Raw genomic sequence first — 17,048 nt, forward strand, 5'->3', positions numbered from 1 at the left:
CTGGAGGTGGTGAATACTGGCGCGGCCGTCACCGTTGCGGCAGAGTGAATACATCATGATCAGCCCGTTGCCGAAAGGCGCGGGCTGATTTTCTTCTGGGATGCGAGCCTCAGGCGATGTACACCTTGCGAAGCGTCTCGGTGACCGTCCATGCGGTGCGCTGACCCTCGGCCAGGCGAACGACAGACCCAGGGCCGACCTCGATCGCGGGCAATGGCGGCTCGACGAACTCGATGCGGGCGTGACCCGAGAGCACGACGAAGACCTCGTCGGCCTCGGTGTCGGATGCTGTGCCGGGCGTCATCTCCCAGATGCCGACCTCGACCTCACCGAGCCTCGCCAGTGTGTGCGTCGCGGTGGTCGGCCGGCCGATGAGCACCTCGTCCGCCGGCAGCGGTTCGTGCGCGAGCGGCACCGTCGCAGCATCCACTCCCTCACCGGGCGCGAGCTCGCTCACGAGTCGAACCCCATGCCGACGGCATCCAGAGTCTTGAGGAACAGATTGCGCTTGCCCTCATTGTGGTCGGCCCGGTTCATCGCGGCACGCACGAGGTTGACGCCGATCGACGCGACGGGCTCGGGAGGGAAGGGGATCGGCTTCTCACGCACCATCGCGAGCTCGGTGCGCTCAGTCGGCTCGCCAGACAGCTTGTCGAGCATGACGTCGGCGGCGAAGCGCGCGGCGCCGACGCCGAGGCCGGTGAATCCGGTGGCATAGGCAACGCGTCCCTTGCGCGCGGTGCCGAAGAACGCGCAGAAGCGGCTCGACGAGTCGATCGCCCCGGCCCAGCGGTGGGTGAACCGCAGGCCCTCGAGCTGCGGGAAGGTCGTGAAGAAGTGCGAGGCGAGCTTGCGGTGGCTCTCGGCGCGGTCCTCGTACTCGGGGCGCACCTTGCCGCCGAAGTGGTAGACCGCGTCGTATCCGCCGAAGAGGATGCGGTTGTCGGCCGTGAGTCGGTAGTAGTGGAACTGGTTGGCGCTGTCGGCCAGGCCCTGGCGGTTCGACCAGCCGATCGATTCGAGCCGCTCGTCGGTCAGCGGCTCGGTCATCAGCACGTAGTCGTAGACGGGAACGGTCATCAGGCGGTTGCGCTTGAGCAGCGAAGGGAAGACGTTGGTGGCGAGCGCCACGGCATCCGCTCTCACTCGCCCGCCGTCGCGGGTGACGAGTGTGATCGCGGTCGACCCGTCGCCGACCACTTCGCGTACGAGCGAGTGCTCGTAGATCTCGACCCCGAGCTCGACCGCGACGCGGGCCAGTTCGAGTCCGAGCTTGGCCGGGTGCACGAGAGCGCTGGTGTCGCGCTCCCAGGCGCCGGCGAGGAACGTGTCGGAGTGCACCTCGGCCTGCACGGCCTCGCGGTCGAGGAACCCCTCCTCCTCGCGCAGCCACTCGACCTGGTGCGGCTCGACGGCCACGGCCAGCTGACCGGTGCGCTCGAAGTCGACGTCCATGCCATAGCGCTTCACGGTCGCTTCGATGCCGTCGAGGTTCTCGAGCCCCAGTTCTTCGAGGCGGTCGATCTCGTCGGGCCAGCGGGTCACGCCGTTCTCGTGCCCGTGAGTGAGGCTCGCCTCGCAGAATCCGCCGTTGCGCCCGGAGGCAGCCCACGCGATGCGCGATGCCTCGAGCAGCACGACGCGGCGCTCGGGGTCACGCTCCTTGGCGCGCACAGCGGTCCAGAGCCCGGCGTACCCGCCGCCGACGATGGCGAGGTCGGCCGTGATGCTCTCGGTCAGCGAGGGGTGCGAGATGCGCTCGACGTCATCGAGCCAGAACACGCTGAGAGCCGTGTCGCGCAGCGAGGCGTCGACCACGGCATCCGCGGGGCGGCGACGTTCGAAGACCGTGGTTCCCATGGTGTGCTCCTGGTTTCCGGACCCGCGCCTCAGCGCGTGCCCCAGTTGTAGAGGTCTTTGTAGAGCCCGGCGTAGAGCAGGCTCTCGGTGTGGGTGATGCCGGGGATCGTGCGGATGCGGGTGGCGATCAGGTCGAGCAGGTGGGTGTCGCTCTCGCACACGGCCTCGACGAGGATGTCGAAGGTGCCGAGCGTCACGACGACGTAGGCGAGCTCGGTGATCTTCGTCAGCTCCTCGGCGATGAGCCGCGGGTCGCCTGTCACGCGGATGCCGATCATCGACATGCGGTTGAAGCCGAGCTGCATCGGGTCGGTCACTGCGACGATCTGGATGATGCCGGCCTCGGTCATCCGCTGCACGCGCTGTCGTGCTGCCGCCTCGCTGAGCCCCACCTCTCGGCCGATCTCGGCGTAGGGCCGACGGCCGTCTTCCTGCAGCAGCTCGACGATCCGCTTCGAGATGTCATCCAGCACGGGCTGCTTCACTGTGGCGCTCATGTGTCGATATTGACAGCATCACGTGCCCGAAGCAACTGATTCCATCGTTCAGGCCAGCCGACTCTTCTGTATTCGCAATCCGATCGCTAGCATGGCGAGTATGGCCACAGATCTCCTTCAGAACTTCATCGGCGGGCAGTACGTTGCCGTGAGCGGGCAGGGGCGCATGCCGCTCATCGACCCCGTGACGGAGGAGACGTATGGCGAGCTGCCGGTCTCCGACACCTCAGACGTCGACGCGGCGTACGCCGCGGCATCCGCTGCCTTCCCGCTCTGGCGTGACACGACCCCGGCCGACCGCCAGCTCGCGCTGTTCCGCATCGCCGACGAGATGCAGGCGCGCGCCGAGGAGTTCGCCGACCTCGAGTCGAAGGACACCGGCAAGCCCCGGGCCAGCCTCGTCACCGACGAGATCCTGCAGTCGATCGACCAGCTGCGGTTCTTCGCCGGTGCCGCTCGCAGCCTCGAGGGCCGCGCCGCGGGGGAGTACCTCGCCGGGCACACCTCATTCGTGCGCCGCGAGCCGATCGGCGTGATCGGTCAGGTCACTCCCTGGAACTACCCGCTCAACATGGCGGTCTGGAAGATCGCACCCGCGCTCGCCGCGGGCAACACCGTCGTGCTCAAGCCTGCGGAGTCGACACCGCTGACCACGCTGCTGCTCGCCGAGATCGTCGCGCTGCACACGCCCGCCGGCACGCTCAACGTCGTGCTGGGCGACCGCGACACGGGTGTGGCGCTGGTCGAGCATCCGACCCCGCAGATGGTCGCGATCACCGGATCGGTGCGCGCAGGCATGGCCGTCGCGCGGTCGGCCGCGAACGACGTCAAGCGGGTGCACCTCGAGCTCGGCGGCAAGGCGCCAGCGATCGTCTTCCCCGACGCGAACGTCGACAAGGCGGCATCCGGCATCGTCGCCGGAGCGTTCTTCAACGCCGGGCAGGACTGCACCGCCGCGACTCGCGTGCTCGTGCACTCGTCACTGCACGACGAGTTCGTCGCTGCACTGGTCGAGAAGGCGAAGACGGATGCTCGCACCGGCGGCCCGCACGAGGAGGGCGTGCTCTACGGCCCGCTCAGCAGCGCGGCTCAGCTCGCCCAGGTGCAGGGCTTCGTCGATCGCCTGCCCGCGCACGCGACGATCGAGACCGGCGGCGCGCGTCAGGGCGAGAAGGGCTACTTCTTCGAGGCGACCATCGTGTCGGGGCTGCACCAGGACGACGAGGCCGTGCAGGGCGAGATCTTCGGCCCGGTGCTGACCGTGCAGTCGTTCGACACCGAGGAGCAGGCGCTCGAGATGGCGAACGACGTGCCCTACGCGCTGGCGTCATCGGTGTGGACGACCGACCACACCCGTGCGATGCGCTTCTCGCGCGATCTCGACTTCGGCTGCGTGTGGATCAACACGCACATCCCGTTCGTCTCCGACATGCCGCACGGTGGCTTCAAGCACTCCGGCTACGGCAAGGACCTCTCGCAGTACGGCTTCGACGACTACACGCGCATCAAGCACGTGATGTCCGCGCTCGACTGAAGGCCGGGGCTCGGATTACTCGACACGTATGACGCGATGTGTCAAGCTGGCCGCACGTCGAATCCGGGGGGATCATCTTGGCACGACCACTTGCGGGGCCCCAGACCCTGCTTCGAACGCTCAACGGCCGCGCGATCCTCGAGACTCTCGCGCGCCGCGGCCCGCTCACCCGCGCTGAACTCGTCGCCGAGACGGGTCTGTCGCGCACTGCGGTCACGCAGGTGCTGCGGATGCTGGAGGCCTCGTCGACCGTGGCCGCAGCCGGGGTCGATCGTGACACGCGCGGACCGGCTGCGGGGCGCGTCGCACTGCATCCGCAGCTCGGGTTCGCTGCGGCCGTGCACGTCGACGCCCACGCGGCCCATGTCGCGCTGGTCGACCCGACCGGGACAGTGCGAGCCGAGACTCACGCCGTATTCCCCCCGCGCGGTGACCGGGTGCAGCACATCGCGGGTCTGGTCGACGCGTGTCTCCGCACGGTCAACGGGCCGCTGCTGCTCGCCGTCGTCGGCATCCCCGGCATCGTCACCGCCGACGGAGGCATCCGCGACGATCAGGGTCCAGACGGCGGTGCGTTCAAGAACGGGCTGGCCGCACGGCTCGGCTGCCCGGTGCGGGTCGAGAACGACGTCAACCTCGCAGCGCTCGCTGAGCTCTCCGATGGCACCGGCGCAGAGCTCAGCAGCTTCGCGCTGCTGGTGCTCGACGATGGTCTCGGAGCCGGCATCGTCATCGACGGATCCCTGCACCGTGGGTTCTCGGGTGTCGCCGGCGAGGTCATGTATCTGCCGCAGAGCCCTCTGCCGATCGGTGCTCCCGTGCTCGGCGACGCCGTCGTGCGCGACCTCGCGCTCGCCCACGGACGCGACCCCGACGAGACGATCGACCAGCACCTCGACGCCGCATGGGCCGGTGACGAGGCCGCACTCGCCATGGCCGCCGAGATGGGGCGCAGGCTCACCCTGATCGCCGGCAGCATCGCTCTCGTGATCGACCCTGAGGCGTTTCTGCTCGGCGGCACAGCCGCGCACCCTGCGCTCGCCCGCGCGGCAGCTGAGTTCGCGGAAGAACTCGCCCCTCAGCTGCCCCTCACGCTGGTGGTCTCGTCGTTCGGTCCGGAGGCGCCGCTGATCGGCGCGGTCGGCGAGGCGGCATCCGCCCTCCGGGCGTCGGTGTTCTCACTGGTGCTCCCCGCCTCGGACAGGAGCCGACGGTGACCTCAGACCTCGCAGATCGACTCGGTCTCGCACCTGGCGCCAGGGCCGTGATCATCAATGCCGACGATTTCGGCATGTGCCACGCGGCCAACACCGCGATCACCCAGCTGCTGGATGCGGGCCGCATCGACTCGACGACCCTGATGGTGCCGTGCGCCTGGGCGCCCGAGGCGATGGCATTCGCAGCCTCGCGCACCGACCTCGACGTCGGTGTGCACCTCGTGCTCACGAGCGAGTGGACCGACTACCGCTGGCGACCGCTCACGGGCACCGGCACGACTCTCGTCGACGAAGCGGGGTACTTTCCCGCTGACGTCCTCGCGATCGAGGAACTCGCGTCGGTCGACGACGTCACCGTCGAGATCGCCGCGCAGCTGCAGACGGCGCTGGATGCCGGTGTCGACGTGACGCACCTCGACAACCACATGGGATCGGTCTACGGTCTGCTCACCGGGCGGGACTTCCTCGGCCCGGTGTTCGAGCTCGCCGCCCGCAGCGGACTGCCGTTCCGGCTGCCTCGGAGCATGGAGGGCACGGGCGACGACGCCGCACTGCAGACGAAGCTCGCAGAGGCATCGGCTGCAGCCGACTCCCTCGGCGTCGAGATCATCGACCGGCTGTGGAGCCACCCGTTCGAAGAGGTCCCAGGGGAGTCGTACGAGCAGATCCGCGACGGTTTCATCGCGCTGCTCCGTGCGGTTCCGGCCGGGGTGACCGAGATCTATCTGCACCCCATGGTCGACGACGATGAGCTGCGCGCCGCTGTCGACTTCGCCGCGGCCAAGCGCGGACACGAGCTTCGCCTGCTCTCCGATCCCGCGGTGCTGCAGGCGATCGAAGACGAAGGGCTCGTGCGAGTCGGATGGCGCGACCTGCGCGATCTGCAGCGGAGTCGGCGCGCATGACCTCGATGACGACGCGGCTGCGCGACCGTCGCCTCGACGACGCTCCCACCAGGGCGCAGGCGATCGCGTTCGGAGCCTCCGGCTTCCCGACGCAGCTCATGGCGCAGACGTTCTCGGCCTTCGTCGTCTACTTCTACGTCACGCATCTCGGCGTCGAGCCGACCTGGGTGGCCGCGGCGATGATCGCGCACGGCATCCTGAACGCGGTGCTCAACCCGGTCGTGGGCGCGCTGTCCGACCGCATCCGCACGCCGTGGGGCCGCCGCATCCCCTGGATCGGTCTCGGCATCGTGCCGCTCGTGGTCGCATTCGCGCTGGTGTGGATGCCGCCGGAGCTGCCGACCGCCGGATTGATCACGTGGTTCCTGATCGTGGTCGCGGTGTACGACATCGCGTTCGTGGTGGTCGTGCTGAACATCTCGGCGCTGTTCCCCGAGATCTTCCGCACGACCGACGAGCGGGCGCGCGGCAACGTGCCCCGTCAGATCTTCGCGATCCTCGGCATCGTGCTCGGCACCGCGGGAGCACCCGCACTCTACGGGTCGATCGGCTGGCCGGGCATGGCGACCGTGCTCTCAGCCGTCTGCCTCGTGCTGCTGGTGTGGTCGTTCTTCGGCGGCATGATCGAGCGTCGGGTGCCGGAGGCGGCATCCGAGGCGATGCGGTGGGGCGACCAGCTGAAGTACACGTTCGCGAACCGCGCGTTCGTGCCTTACGTGCTCGGCTCGCTGTTCATCCAGACATCCATCGCCGTCGTGCTCGCCGCTCTGCCGTTCTACGTGCGCTACTCGCTGGGCGCCGCTGAGGGTGAGGGCAGCCTGCTGCTGGGCGCGATCTTCGTGACCGCCATTCCGTCGATCGTGCTGTGGAGTGCGATCGTGCGACGCACCTCACCTCGGGCGGCGCTGCTGTGGAGCGTGGCGGTCTTCGGCATCGCCATGCTCGGGTACCTGCTTCCGTCGACCGTGCTCGCCGCTGCGCTCGTCGGTGTCGCGGTGGGCGTCGGTGTCGGAGGCCTGCTGCAGCTGCTCGAGGTGGTTCTCGCGCAGATCATCGACGAGGATGCCGCGCGCACCGGACATCGCCGAGAGGGCGCCTACTTCGGCGTGAACGGCTTCGTGGTGCGAGGTTCGGTCGTGCTGCAGGCCGTCGTCGCGGCGGCCGTGCTCACGGCATCCGGCTTCGATGCGTCCCTCGGCGATGCGCAGCCGGACGCGGTCGACGGCGGCATCCGCGTGATGGTGGCGGTGGTTCCGCTGGGCTTCGCCGCGCTCGCCTGGCTGTGCTTCTGGCTCTACCCGATCCGCTCCCGAGACCTCTGAGGCCGCACCCGAGACCTCTGACGTCAGGACGCGGCCCGACGCGCCTCCCAGCCCGTCCGCACCATCTCATCGACCGTGTACCGCATCTTCCAGTCAAGGTCGCGGGCGGCGAGCTCGCCGGTGGCGACGATGCGGTCGGGGTCGCCGGGGCGGCGGGGGCCGACCTCGGGGGTGAAGTCGATGCCCGTGACGCGTGCGACGGCATCCATGATCTGCTTCACGCTGAGGCCGTCGCCCGAACCGAGGTTGTAGGCCGCTTCGATCGGCTCGCCGCCGGCGAGGCGCTGTGCGGCGGCGACGTGGGCTGCGGCGATGTCGCCGACGTGCACGTAGTCGCGCACGTTGGTGCCGTCTTCGGTGTCGTAGTCGTCGCCGTTGATGCGCGGGGTCTCTCCGGCGATGAGCTTCTCGAACACGATCGGGAAGAGGTTGTGCGGGCTCACGTCGTAGACCGTCGGGTCTGCCGAGCCGACGACGTTGAAGTAGCGCAGCGACGTGTGGCGCAGCGGCTTGTCGGAGTCGGCGGTCGCGATCGCCTGATCACGCAGCAGCCATTCGCCGATCAGCTTCGACTCGCCGTAGGGGCTCGCCGGCTTCTTGGCGGTGTCTTCGACGACGAGCGCCACGTCGGGGGTGCCGAACACGGCGGCCGACGACGAGAACACGATGTTCGTGACGCCCGCGGCCTCCATCGCCTCGAGGATCACACGGGTGCCCTCGACGTTCTGCGCGTAGGTGTGCAGCGGACGCTGCACCGAGACCCCGGCGTACTTGTATCCGGCGACGTGGATGACGCCTTCGGCGCGGTGATCCCGCAGCGTCTTCTCGACGAGCTCGCGGTCGAGGATGCTGCCCTGCACGAAGGCCACACCCTCGGGCACGAACGAAGCGACGCCGCTCGAGAGATCGTCGAGGATGACGGGCGTGAGCCCTGCATCCGCCAGTGCGCGAACGACGTGCGAGCCGATGTAGCCGGCGCCGCCGGTCACGATCCAGGACATTGTGCTCCTCAGGGTGGTGAAGTGTTCAGTATCTCAGGTCGCAATCAGTGGACCCTGACGCCGGTCAGGCGTCGCGGCGCGCTCCGGCCGACGGAACGACGGTGAAGATCACGGGGGCCGCGAACCCGGATGCGGCGAACGCCGCGTTCACGGCATCCGACACCTGCTGCACGGCATCCTGCTCGATGAGCGCGATCGCTGCTCCGCCGAACCCGCCGCCGGTCATGCGAGCGCCGAGCGCACCGGCGGCGAGGGCGGCCTCGACCGCCGTGTCGAGCTCGGGGACCGAGATCTCGAAGTCGTCGCGCATCGACGCGTGCGAGGCCACGAGCAGATCGCCGATGGAGCGAGGACCCTCGTCGCGCAGCACCTTCACGGTGTCGAGCACGCGCTGGTTCTCGGTGACCACGTGACGCACCCGACGGAAGGTCACGTCGTCCATGAGCTCTTCGGCGCGCGGCAGGTCGTCGACCGAGACATCGCGCAGGCTCGGCACGCCCATGATCGCGGCGCCGCGCTCACAGGCGGCGCGTCGCTCGCCGTAGCCACCGGTGGAGTGGGCGTGCTTGACGCGCGTGTCCATCACGAGGATCGCGAGGCCGGCCTCGGCGATGCCGACCTGCACGAGGTTGGCGTCGAGCGAGCGGCAGTCGAGGAAGATCGCCGCGTCGGGCTCGCCGAGCATCGAGGCCATCTGATCCATGATGCCGGTCGGTGCGCCGACGGCCTCGTTCTCGGCCCGGCGACCGACGCGGGCGAGCGCGATGCGGTCGAGTCCGGCAGCCCAGAGGTCGTTCAGGGCGGATGCCGTGGCGCTCTCGATCGCGGCGGACGAGGAGAGCCCCGCGCCCACCGGGACGTCGGAGGTGATGGCGATGTCGAGGCCCGTGCCGGTGGCGGCCGACGAAGCCACGCCGTCGGCCTGACGCAGCGCCCAGGCGACGCCGAGCGGGTACGCGGCCCATTCGGGCACACCCGGGGCAGTGCCGGACGCGGTGGGGAACAGTTCGTCGAGCTCGTTGAGGGACACCTCGACCGGCTCGGCGGCGAAGGTCGATGCGACGCGCACTCGACCGAGGCCGTCGGCACGGACCCCGACGGCCGCGTATGTGCGGTGCGGGATCGCGAACGGCAGCACGAAGCCGTCGTTGTAGTCGGTGTGCTCGCCGATCAGGTTCACTCGCCCCGGCGCCGACCAGACGCCGTCAGGTGCGCGGCCGGTGAGGTCGAGGAAGAGGGCGGTCGCGGCCTCGAGGGTGGTGTCGGTCATGCGGATACCTCGTCTGCAGTGTCTGCGGTGTCTGTCTGGGCGGCGTCTGCCTTGGCGATGGCCTCGCGGATGCGGGCTGCACCCTGCTCGGGGGTGACCTCTGCGGCCCACGCCCACATCGCGGCCTCGGAGCCGGCGAGGAACTTGAGCTTGTCGGCTGCTCGGCGGGGGCTCGTGAGCTGCAGGTGCAGCCGCACGCTCTCACGGCCGACGTTGACCGGAGCCTGATGCCAGGCGGCGATGTAGGGGGTCGGGGTGTCGTACAGGGCGTCGACGCCGCGGAGCAGACGCAGGTAGAGGGGAGCGAGCTCGTCGCGCTCGGCATCCGTCGTCTCGGCGAAGTCGGGCACGTGCCGGTGGGGCATCAGGTGCACCTCGAGGGGCCAACGGGCGGCGAAGGGCACGAATGCCGTCCAGTGCTCGCCGCGGAACACGACGCGCTCGGACGCCTGCTCGGACTCGAGGATGTGCTGGAACAGGTCGGGAGCGGTGCGGTCGATCGAGTCGAGCAGACGCGTGGTGCGCGGCGTCACGTAGGGGTAGGCGTAGATCTGGCCGTGGGGGTGGGGGAGCGTCACCCCGATGGCCTCGCCGCGGTTCTCGAACGGGAAGATCTGCTCGATGCCGGGCAGCTTCGAGAGTGCTGCGGTGCGGTCGGCCCAGGCCTCGATCACGGTGCGGGCGCGGGTGACCGACTGGGTGCCGAACGAGCCGGTGTGCTCGGGGCTGAAGCACACGACCTCGCAGCGTCCGACCGAGGTGCGGGTGCGACCGAGGCCGAGAGCGGCGAGATCGTCGAGTCCGCGCGGGGGGTTGCTCGCCTCGGGGGCGGTGCCGGTGGCCTCGGCGAGGGCAGGACCGAACGCGGGCGAGCGGTTCTCGAACACGGCGACGTCGTAGAGCGACGGCACCTCAGACGGGTTGGTCGGCGACTGCGGAGCCAGCGGGTCGGCGTCGGCGCTCGGCATCATCACGCGGTTCTGCCGGTTCGCCGCGACCGTGATCCAATCGCCGGTCAGCACGTCGAGGCGCATGGTGGCGGTCTCGCCGCGGGCATCGAGGGTGCGGGCGTCGACCGCGCGCTCGGCACCGAGCGTCGTGTCGGGGTCGTCGAAGTAGATCAGCTCACGGCCGTCGGCGAGCGTGGTGGCTCGTCTGGTGATTCCGGCGGAGAGGGTCTCGGTTCGCAACTCAGCATGTTCGTGCGTGTTCACGTAAACATGGTACGCACACCGCCGTGGTAACGTCAACATTCCGGAGTTGTGGACGGCAAGCGGAGGTGCCCGTGATGGATGACGATCTCCTGCGCGGCCTCGACAGGCCGCGACGCCGCCGCCCCGCCTCGGGTCGAGTGTCGATGGCGATGGTCGCCGCACGTGCCGGGGTCTCCGGGCAGACCGTCTCGCGGGTCGTCAACGACAGCCCGCGCGTCGACCCCGTCACCCGTGAGCGTGTCGAGAAGGCCATGGCCGAACTCGGCTACCGCCCGCACCGCGCCGCCAGGGCGCTGCGCACTGGACGCTCGCAGACCATCGGACTCGTCGTCACGACTCTCGCGACCGTCGGCAACTCGCGGATGCTGCAGGCCACCGCCGAGGCAGCGGCTGAGCGCGGCTACGCCCTCACCCTCGTGACAGCGGGCGACAGCGTCGCCGACGCGTTCGAGCGGCTCGCCGAGCAGGAGGTCGACGGCGCGATCGTGCTGAACGAGGCGTCTGCCCTGGTGCCTGCGGCCGAGCGACCGGCCGGTCTGCGGCTCGTCGTGGTCGATGCTCCGGGGGCCGCCGATCTCGCCGTCGTGCACAGCGATCATGCGGGCGGTGCGGCGGCGGCGACCGCGCACCTGCTGGGCCTCGGGCACACGACCGTGCACCATCTCGCCGGTCCGGCTGATTCTTTTGCAGCTGCCGAACGCGAGCGTGGATGGCGTGACGCCCTCGTCGCTGCGGGCATCGAGCCCCCGGCGGTCGTGCGCGGCGACTGGAGCGCCGAGGCCGGTTTCGTCGCCGGAGACGCTCTGCGCACAGCATCCGCCGTCTTCTGCGCCAACGACCAGATGGCGCTGGGGCTGCTGCGTGCGCTCGCCGAGGCAGGGCGACGGGTGCCTGAGGACGTCAGTGTCGTCGGATTCGACGATGTGCCGGATGCTGCGAACTACCGCCCGCCGCTCACGACGATCCGCCAGGATTTCACCGCCCTCGCCCACCGGGCTGTCAGCCTGCTCGTCGCCGAGATCGAGGGTGCACCTGGTGCCGCGGCATCCGCTGTCGTGCCGACCCTTCTGGTCGACCGCGCCAGCACCCGCTGAGTCGGCCCGCACCGGGCCTCGCGGTGCGGGGTCCGGCTCGCGCTGCGGGGTCGAGAACGGGGCCGGCTCGCGTTGCGGGGTCGAGAACTGTGCCGGCTCGCGCTGCGGGGTCGAGAACGGTGCCGGCTCGCGCTGCGGGGTCAAAAAGGCATCGCAAACGCCCATTTCGGATGCACTTTTGACCCCGCCTGACGTGGAGGATGCACTTTTGACCCCGCACCGCGAGGCGGCTCGCGATCGTCGGGCATCTGGCCGACATCCTCGAGATCTCGCGCGGACTCGGCTGTCGGTCGAGGGTGCGCATCGTCCGAGATCGACCGCAGCACTCGGCGGGCGCTGAGCTGTTGCCGGGTCCGCGGTGCGGGGTCGAAAACGCACCGGAAGCGTCGGGTTCGGGTGCGGAAGTGGCCCCGCCTGAGCGGGTCCGTGGTGCGGGGTCGAAAACGCACCGGAAACGGCCGACCCGGATGCGGAAGTGACCCCGCCTGAGCGGGGCCGTGGTGCGGGGTCGAAATCGCACCGGAAACGGCCGGTTCGGATGCGGAAGTGGCCCCGCACGCCGCAGAACTCGCCGAAAGTCGTCGACGCTCGCCGAGAAGTGCCGAGGAGAGCGTTTTCCCCCACTGCTTGCACATGGGTGTCGAGCATGGCATGCTGTCGGAAAGCGCTTACCGGATGATGGCGGGCGCCACGGCTTCCCACAGAACGGACCAGCAATGTCGCAGACGACAACCCGCGAGATCGGGATCATCATGAACGGCGTCTCCGGGCGCATGGGCTACCGGCAGCACCTCGTGCGGTCGATCCTCGCGATCCGTGAACAGGGCGGCATCGAGCTGCCCGACGGATCCCGCATCACGGTGAAGCCACTGCTCGTCGGCCGCAACGAGGCCAAGCTCGCCGAGCTCGCCGCCAAGCACGGCATCGAGGACTACACGACCGATCTCGACGCAGCGCTGGCCGACCCGAAGTGGGAGATCTACGCGGACTTCCTCGTGACCAAGGCCCGCGCCTCGGCCCTGCGCAAGGCGATCGCGGCCGGCAAGGCCATCTACACCGAGAAGCCCACCGCCGAGTCGCTCGACGAGGCCCTCGAACTCGCTCGCCTCGCCGACGAGGCAGGCGTCAAGACCGGCGTCGTGCACGACAAGCTCTACCTCCCCGGCCTGCAGAAGCTCAAGCGCCTCATCGACTCGGGCTTCTTCGGCCGCATCCTGTCGGTGCGCGGCGAGTTCGGCTACTGGGTCTTCGAGGGCGACTGGCAGCCCGCGCAGCGCCCGAGCTGGAACTACCGCACCGAAGACGGCGGCGGCATCATCGTCGACATGTTCCCGCACTGGAACTACGTGCTCGAGAACCTGTTCGGCGAGGTCAAGAGCGTCTACGCGCAGGCCGCCGTGCACATCGCCGACCGCTGGGACGAGAACGGCGAGCACTACACCGCCACCGCCGAAGACGCGGCCTACGGCATCTTCGAGATCGAGGGCGGCATCATCGCCGAGATCAACTCGAGCTGGACCGTGCGCGTCAACCGCGACGAGCTCGTCGAGTTCCAGGTCGACGGCACCCACGGATCCGCCGTCGTCGGACTCTTCGGCGCCAAGATCCAGCCGCGCAACGCGACGCCGAAGCCCGTGTGGAATCCCGACCTCGAAGACAGCCACGACTACGACGCCGACTGGCAGAACGTGCCCACCAACGACGTCTTCATCAACGGCTTCCGTCAGCAGTGGGAGGAGTACCTGGTCTCGTTCGTCGAGGGCACGAAGTACCCCTTCGACCTGCTCTCCGGTGCCCGCGGCGTGCAGTTCGCCGAGGCCGGACTGACCTCGAGCGCCGAGGGCCGCAAGGTCGCGCTCGAACCGCTGACGCTGGGTTGAGCATGACGACTCTCCGACTTCTCGACGCCGCGGGCGCGGTGACGGATGCCGAGCTGCGCGAGGGCGGCGGATACTCCCGCCCCACCTCACCGCTGCAGAGCCGCGTCGCCTACGCCGCCGCCCACGTCGTGCCGAAGGTGCACGCCGACAACACCCCCGGCCAGCCCGCCGACATCGACTGGGACTCGACGCTCGCGTTCCGCCGCAACGTGTACTCGTGGGGACTCGGCGTCGCCGACGCAATGGACACCGCGCAGCGCAACATGGGCCTGGATGCCGCGGCGACGCGCGAGCTCATCGCCCGCAGCGCCGAGGTCGCCCGCGAGGAGCGCGGCTCGGTCGTGGTCGGCGTCAACACCGACCACGTCGCCGACTCGCACATCTCGCTCGACCAGGTGATCGACGCCTACAAAGAGCAGCTGCACTTCACCGAGGAACAGGGCGCGGGTCCGGTTCTCATGGCCTCGCGCCACCTCGCGAGGGTGGCGACGGATGCCGACGACTACCGCCGCGTCTACCGGGAGGTGCTCTCCTCGGCCACCGTGCCGGTCGTGCTGCACTGGCTCGGAACGGCCTTCGACCCCGAGCTCGCCGGATACTTCGGAGCGGACGACTGGCAGACGGCATCCGCTGTGCTGCTCGATGTCATCGCCGAGAACCCCGACAAGATCGCCGGCGTCAAGATGAGCCTGCTGAACGCCGAGTCCGAGATCTCGGTGCGCGAGCGTCTGCCTGAGGGCGTGCGCATGTTCACGGGTGACGACTTCAACTACGTCGGCCTGATCGGCGGCGACTCCACCCGGTCGTTGAGCGAGGAGCGAAGCACCGAGACGAAACGCACCCACTCCGACGCGCTGCTCGGTGCGTTCGCGGCGATCACCCCGGTGGCGTCGGCGGCGATCCAGGCGTTGGATGCCGGAGACCCCGCCCGCTACCTCGAGATCCTCGGCCCGACCGAAGAGCTCAGTCGTCAGGTGTTCGCTGCCCCGACGTTCTATTACAAGACGGGGGTCGCGTTCCTCGCCTGGCTCAACGGGCACCAGCCCGCGTTCCAGATGGTCGGCGGCCTGCACTCGGCACGGAGCCTCGTGCACCTGAGCCGCATCGTCGAGCTGGCCAACGCGTCGCTCGCGCTGGAGAACCCCGAGCTCGCGCGCGAACGCTGGCACGCGATGCTGCGCCTGAACGGAGTGGACGCATGACCGTCGACCCCCGACTGTCGATCAACCAGGCGACCATCAAGCACGCCGATCTCGCGACCGCGCTGCGGGTGACGGCGGATGCCCGCATCCAGGCCATCGGTCTGTGGCGCGAGCCCGTCAACGAGGTCGGACTCGACGTCGCCGCGCGGATGCTCGCCGACTCCGGGCTGCGGTTCACCACTCACTGCCGCGGTGGCTTCTTCACCGTCCCCGAGGGTCCGGAGCGCGTCGCGGCCCTCGACGACAACCGCCGAGCTATCGAGGAGACCGCGACGCTCGCCGCATCCGGGGCTGACGGATCGACGGCCGTGCTCGTGCTCGTGGCCGGCGGTCTGCCGGGCGGGTCGCGCGACCTGATCGGCGCGCGTGAGCGTGTGCGCGACGCGATCGGAGATCTCGCCGCCGACGCGAAGGCGGCGGGGGTGACGCTCGCGATCGAGCCGCTGCATCCGATGTATGCCTCCGATCGCGCGGTCGTCTCGACGCTCGGCCAGGCGCTCGACATCGCGGCCGACTTCGACGCCGATGTGGTGGGCGCGGCGGTCGACACGTTCCATATCTGGTGGGATCCTCAGGTGCTCGAGCAGATCGCCCGCGCCGGTCGTGAAGGCCGCATCGCGACGTACCAGGTGTGCGACTGGAAGACTCCGCTCGCCGCCGACGTGCTGCTGTCGCGGCATTACACGGGCGACGGGGTGATCGATTTCGGCTCGCTCACCCGCGCTGTGATCGACACCGGATACGACCGCGACATCGAGGTCGAGATCTTCAACGCCGACATCTGGGCGGATGCTCCCGAGAACGTCGTGCGGCGCACGGCCGAGACCTTCGGCGCCGCGGTCTCACCGCACCTGCGCTGACCCCCGGCGTGCCATTTGGCCGCCCGCGTATCACTTGCAGGACCAGAGCACGGATGCCGGACAAGAACACGGTTCCTCGTCCGGCATCCGTGCTTCGGTCCTGCAGACCGCACCAGGTAGATGGCACGCGGCGACCCGGACTGGAAGCGGCCTCTGCAGGGGTCGGTGTGCCGGCTGCAGGACTCGGGCACGGATGCCGGGCCGGAACACGGTTTCTCGTCCTGCATCCGTGCTTCGGTCCTGCAGACGGCATCAGGTAAACGGCACGCGGCAGACGGTACGGGCAGACGGCGCGGGCAGACGGCCCCGAGGCGCCGACATGACGCGAGCCGCCCGGCGCAACCCCCGAGACACCGACGCGGCCCCTTGAGAGGATGAACCCATGACGAAGATCCGCCCAGGACTCTGCTCGGTGACCTTCAGGGCGCTGAGTGCCGAACGAGTCGTCGAGATCGCAGCAGAAGCACGGCTCGAGGTCATCGAGTGGGGCGGTGACACGCACGTGCCGGCCGGTGACGTCGATCAGGCGGCGAGGGTGTCGGGGCTGATGTCGGATGCCGGACTCGTGTCGTGCTCCTATGGTTCGTACTTCCGCGCCGGCGCCGATGAGCCGATCACCCCTGTGCTCGACACGGCCGAGGCTCTCGGTGTCGACCGTGTGCGCGTCTGGGCGGGATCGATCGGATCCGACGGGGCCGCACTGCAGGACTGGGCGTCGACGATCGCGCGACTGCAGGATGCAGTCGACGAGGCGAACGCCCGAGGCATCTCCCTCGCGCTCGAGTTCCACTCGGGCACGCTCGCCGACACCGCGCCGACGACCCTGCGGGTGCTCACCGAGGTCGCCAGGCCGACGCTCAGCACCTACTGGCAGCCCACTGTCGGCGCCGCGGTCGAGACGGTGCTCGACGAGTACCGTGCGATCGCCGACCACGTGTCCGCCGCGCACGTGTTCTCGTGGTGGCCCGACCACGAGAGGCTTCCGCTGCGGGCACGCGATGCCCTCTGGACCCGGTTCTTCGGAGAGGCGCAGTCTGCGCCCACACCGCCGAGAGACGCGCTGCTCGAGTTCGTGCCCGGCGACGACCCGGCGATGCTGCGCGGCGAGGCAGCGACTCTCCGCTCGTACCTCTCGCTCTAGCGCCGTCATGCTCCGCAGGACTCAGGCTGCCGCGGCCCCCGGAGGATCCCC

15 protein-coding genes are annotated in these 17,048 nt (G+C 69.4%); 9 read left to right on the forward strand and 6 right to left on the reverse strand.

Going from position 1 to position 17,048, the window contains the following annotated elements:
* Positions 1–109: 109 nt before the first annotated feature.
* Genes ACLKOY_RS13630 through ACLKOY_RS13640 form a run of 3 tightly spaced genes read right to left on the reverse strand, consistent with a single transcriptional unit; the run spans position 110 to position 2,357 of the window.
* On the reverse strand, positions 110–457 hold the full coding sequence (locus ACLKOY_RS13630) for a cupin domain-containing protein (protein WP_436454148.1): 348 nt from the start codon (positions 455–457) through the stop codon (positions 110–112).
* Positions 454–1,860 carry an NAD(P)/FAD-dependent oxidoreductase gene (locus tag ACLKOY_RS13635; protein WP_436454149.1) on the reverse strand — a complete coding sequence of 469 codons (1,407 nt, stop codon included), beginning with the start codon at positions 1,858–1,860 and terminating at the stop codon, positions 454–456. Before ACLKOY_RS13635 ends, ACLKOY_RS13630 begins: the two co-directional genes overlap by 4 nt.
* 29 nt (positions 1,861–1,889) lie before the next feature.
* The gene (locus tag ACLKOY_RS13640) at positions 1,890–2,357 is read right to left on the reverse strand and encodes an Lrp/AsnC family transcriptional regulator (RefSeq protein ID WP_363574049.1); all 468 of its coding nucleotides are present in this window, start codon (positions 2,355–2,357) and stop codon (positions 1,890–1,892) included.
* A 100-nt stretch (positions 2,358–2,457) separates the two neighbouring features.
* Between ACLKOY_RS13640 and ACLKOY_RS13645 the strand changes: the two genes are divergently transcribed.
* From ACLKOY_RS13645 to ACLKOY_RS13660, 4 genes are all read left to right on the forward strand, one after another.
* Complete coding sequence (locus tag ACLKOY_RS13645; protein WP_436454150.1) at positions 2,458–3,891, forward strand: gamma-aminobutyraldehyde dehydrogenase; 1,434 nt, start codon at positions 2,458–2,460, stop codon at positions 3,889–3,891.
* A gap of 77 nt (positions 3,892–3,968) precedes the next feature.
* Complete coding sequence (locus ACLKOY_RS13650) at positions 3,969–5,108, forward strand: ROK family protein (RefSeq protein WP_436454151.1); 1,140 nt, start codon at positions 3,969–3,971, stop codon at positions 5,106–5,108.
* Positions 5,105–6,013 (forward strand): polysaccharide deacetylase family protein, encoded by a 909-nt coding sequence (locus tag ACLKOY_RS13655; protein ID WP_436454152.1) that lies wholly within the window; start codon positions 5,105–5,107, stop codon positions 6,011–6,013. Before ACLKOY_RS13650 ends, ACLKOY_RS13655 begins: the two co-directional genes overlap by 4 nt.
* Positions 6,010–7,335: an MFS transporter gene (locus tag ACLKOY_RS13660; protein ID WP_436454153.1), complete on the forward strand. Its 1,326-nt coding sequence runs from the start codon at positions 6,010–6,012 to the stop codon at positions 7,333–7,335. The genes ACLKOY_RS13655 and ACLKOY_RS13660 overlap by 4 nt, the downstream gene beginning before the upstream one ends.
* A gap of 23 nt (positions 7,336–7,358) precedes the next feature.
* Here ACLKOY_RS13660 and galE read toward each other — a convergent pair whose 3' ends face one another.
* The 3 genes from galE to galT all read right to left on the reverse strand — a co-directional run bounded on the left by galE (position 7,359) and on the right by galT (position 10,820).
* Positions 7,359–8,336, reverse strand: coding sequence for a UDP-glucose 4-epimerase GalE (gene galE / locus ACLKOY_RS13665; RefSeq protein WP_436454154.1), 978 nt, complete (start codon positions 8,334–8,336; stop codon positions 7,359–7,361).
* 64 nt (positions 8,337–8,400) lie between these two features.
* On the reverse strand, positions 8,401–9,606 hold the full coding sequence (galK, locus tag ACLKOY_RS13670; RefSeq protein WP_436454155.1) for a galactokinase: 1,206 nt from the start codon (positions 9,604–9,606) through the stop codon (positions 8,401–8,403).
* The gene (gene galT / locus ACLKOY_RS13675; RefSeq protein WP_436454156.1) at positions 9,603–10,820 is read right to left on the reverse strand and encodes a galactose-1-phosphate uridylyltransferase; all 1,218 of its coding nucleotides are present in this window, start codon (positions 10,818–10,820) and stop codon (positions 9,603–9,605) included. The genes galK and galT overlap by 4 nt, the downstream gene beginning before the upstream one ends.
* A gap of 143 nt (positions 10,821–10,963) precedes the next feature.
* Here galT and ACLKOY_RS13680 point away from each other — a divergent pair, with 143 nt between their 5' ends.
* From ACLKOY_RS13680 to ACLKOY_RS13700, 5 genes are all read left to right on the forward strand, one after another.
* Entirely contained in the window at positions 10,964–11,914 is a 951-nt protein-coding gene (locus tag ACLKOY_RS13680) for a LacI family DNA-binding transcriptional regulator (RefSeq protein ID WP_436454220.1), read from the forward strand.
* Between the two features lie 716 nt (positions 11,915–12,630).
* Positions 12,631–13,794, forward strand: a complete 1,164-nt coding sequence (locus ACLKOY_RS13685; RefSeq protein WP_140038133.1) for a Gfo/Idh/MocA family protein — start codon at positions 12,631–12,633, stop codon at positions 13,792–13,794.
* 2 nt (positions 13,795–13,796) lie between these two features.
* Positions 13,797–14,996, forward strand: a complete 1,200-nt coding sequence (locus ACLKOY_RS13690; RefSeq protein ID WP_436454157.1) for a dihydrodipicolinate synthase family protein — start codon at positions 13,797–13,799, stop codon at positions 14,994–14,996.
* Positions 14,993–15,856, forward strand: coding sequence for a sugar phosphate isomerase/epimerase family protein (locus ACLKOY_RS13695; RefSeq protein ID WP_436454158.1), 864 nt, complete (start codon positions 14,993–14,995; stop codon positions 15,854–15,856). The genes ACLKOY_RS13690 and ACLKOY_RS13695 overlap by 4 nt, the downstream gene beginning before the upstream one ends.
* A gap of 382 nt (positions 15,857–16,238) precedes the next feature.
* Positions 16,239–16,997 (forward strand): sugar phosphate isomerase/epimerase family protein, encoded by a 759-nt coding sequence (locus tag ACLKOY_RS13700; protein ID WP_436454159.1) that lies wholly within the window; start codon positions 16,239–16,241, stop codon positions 16,995–16,997.
* Positions 16,998–17,048: the final 51 nt, after the last annotated feature.

Origin of the sequence: Microbacterium sp. K2 (assembly GCF_051365005.1) — a bacterium.
GTDB lineage: Bacteria > Actinomycetota > Actinomycetes > Actinomycetales > Microbacteriaceae > Microbacterium > Microbacterium foliorum_B.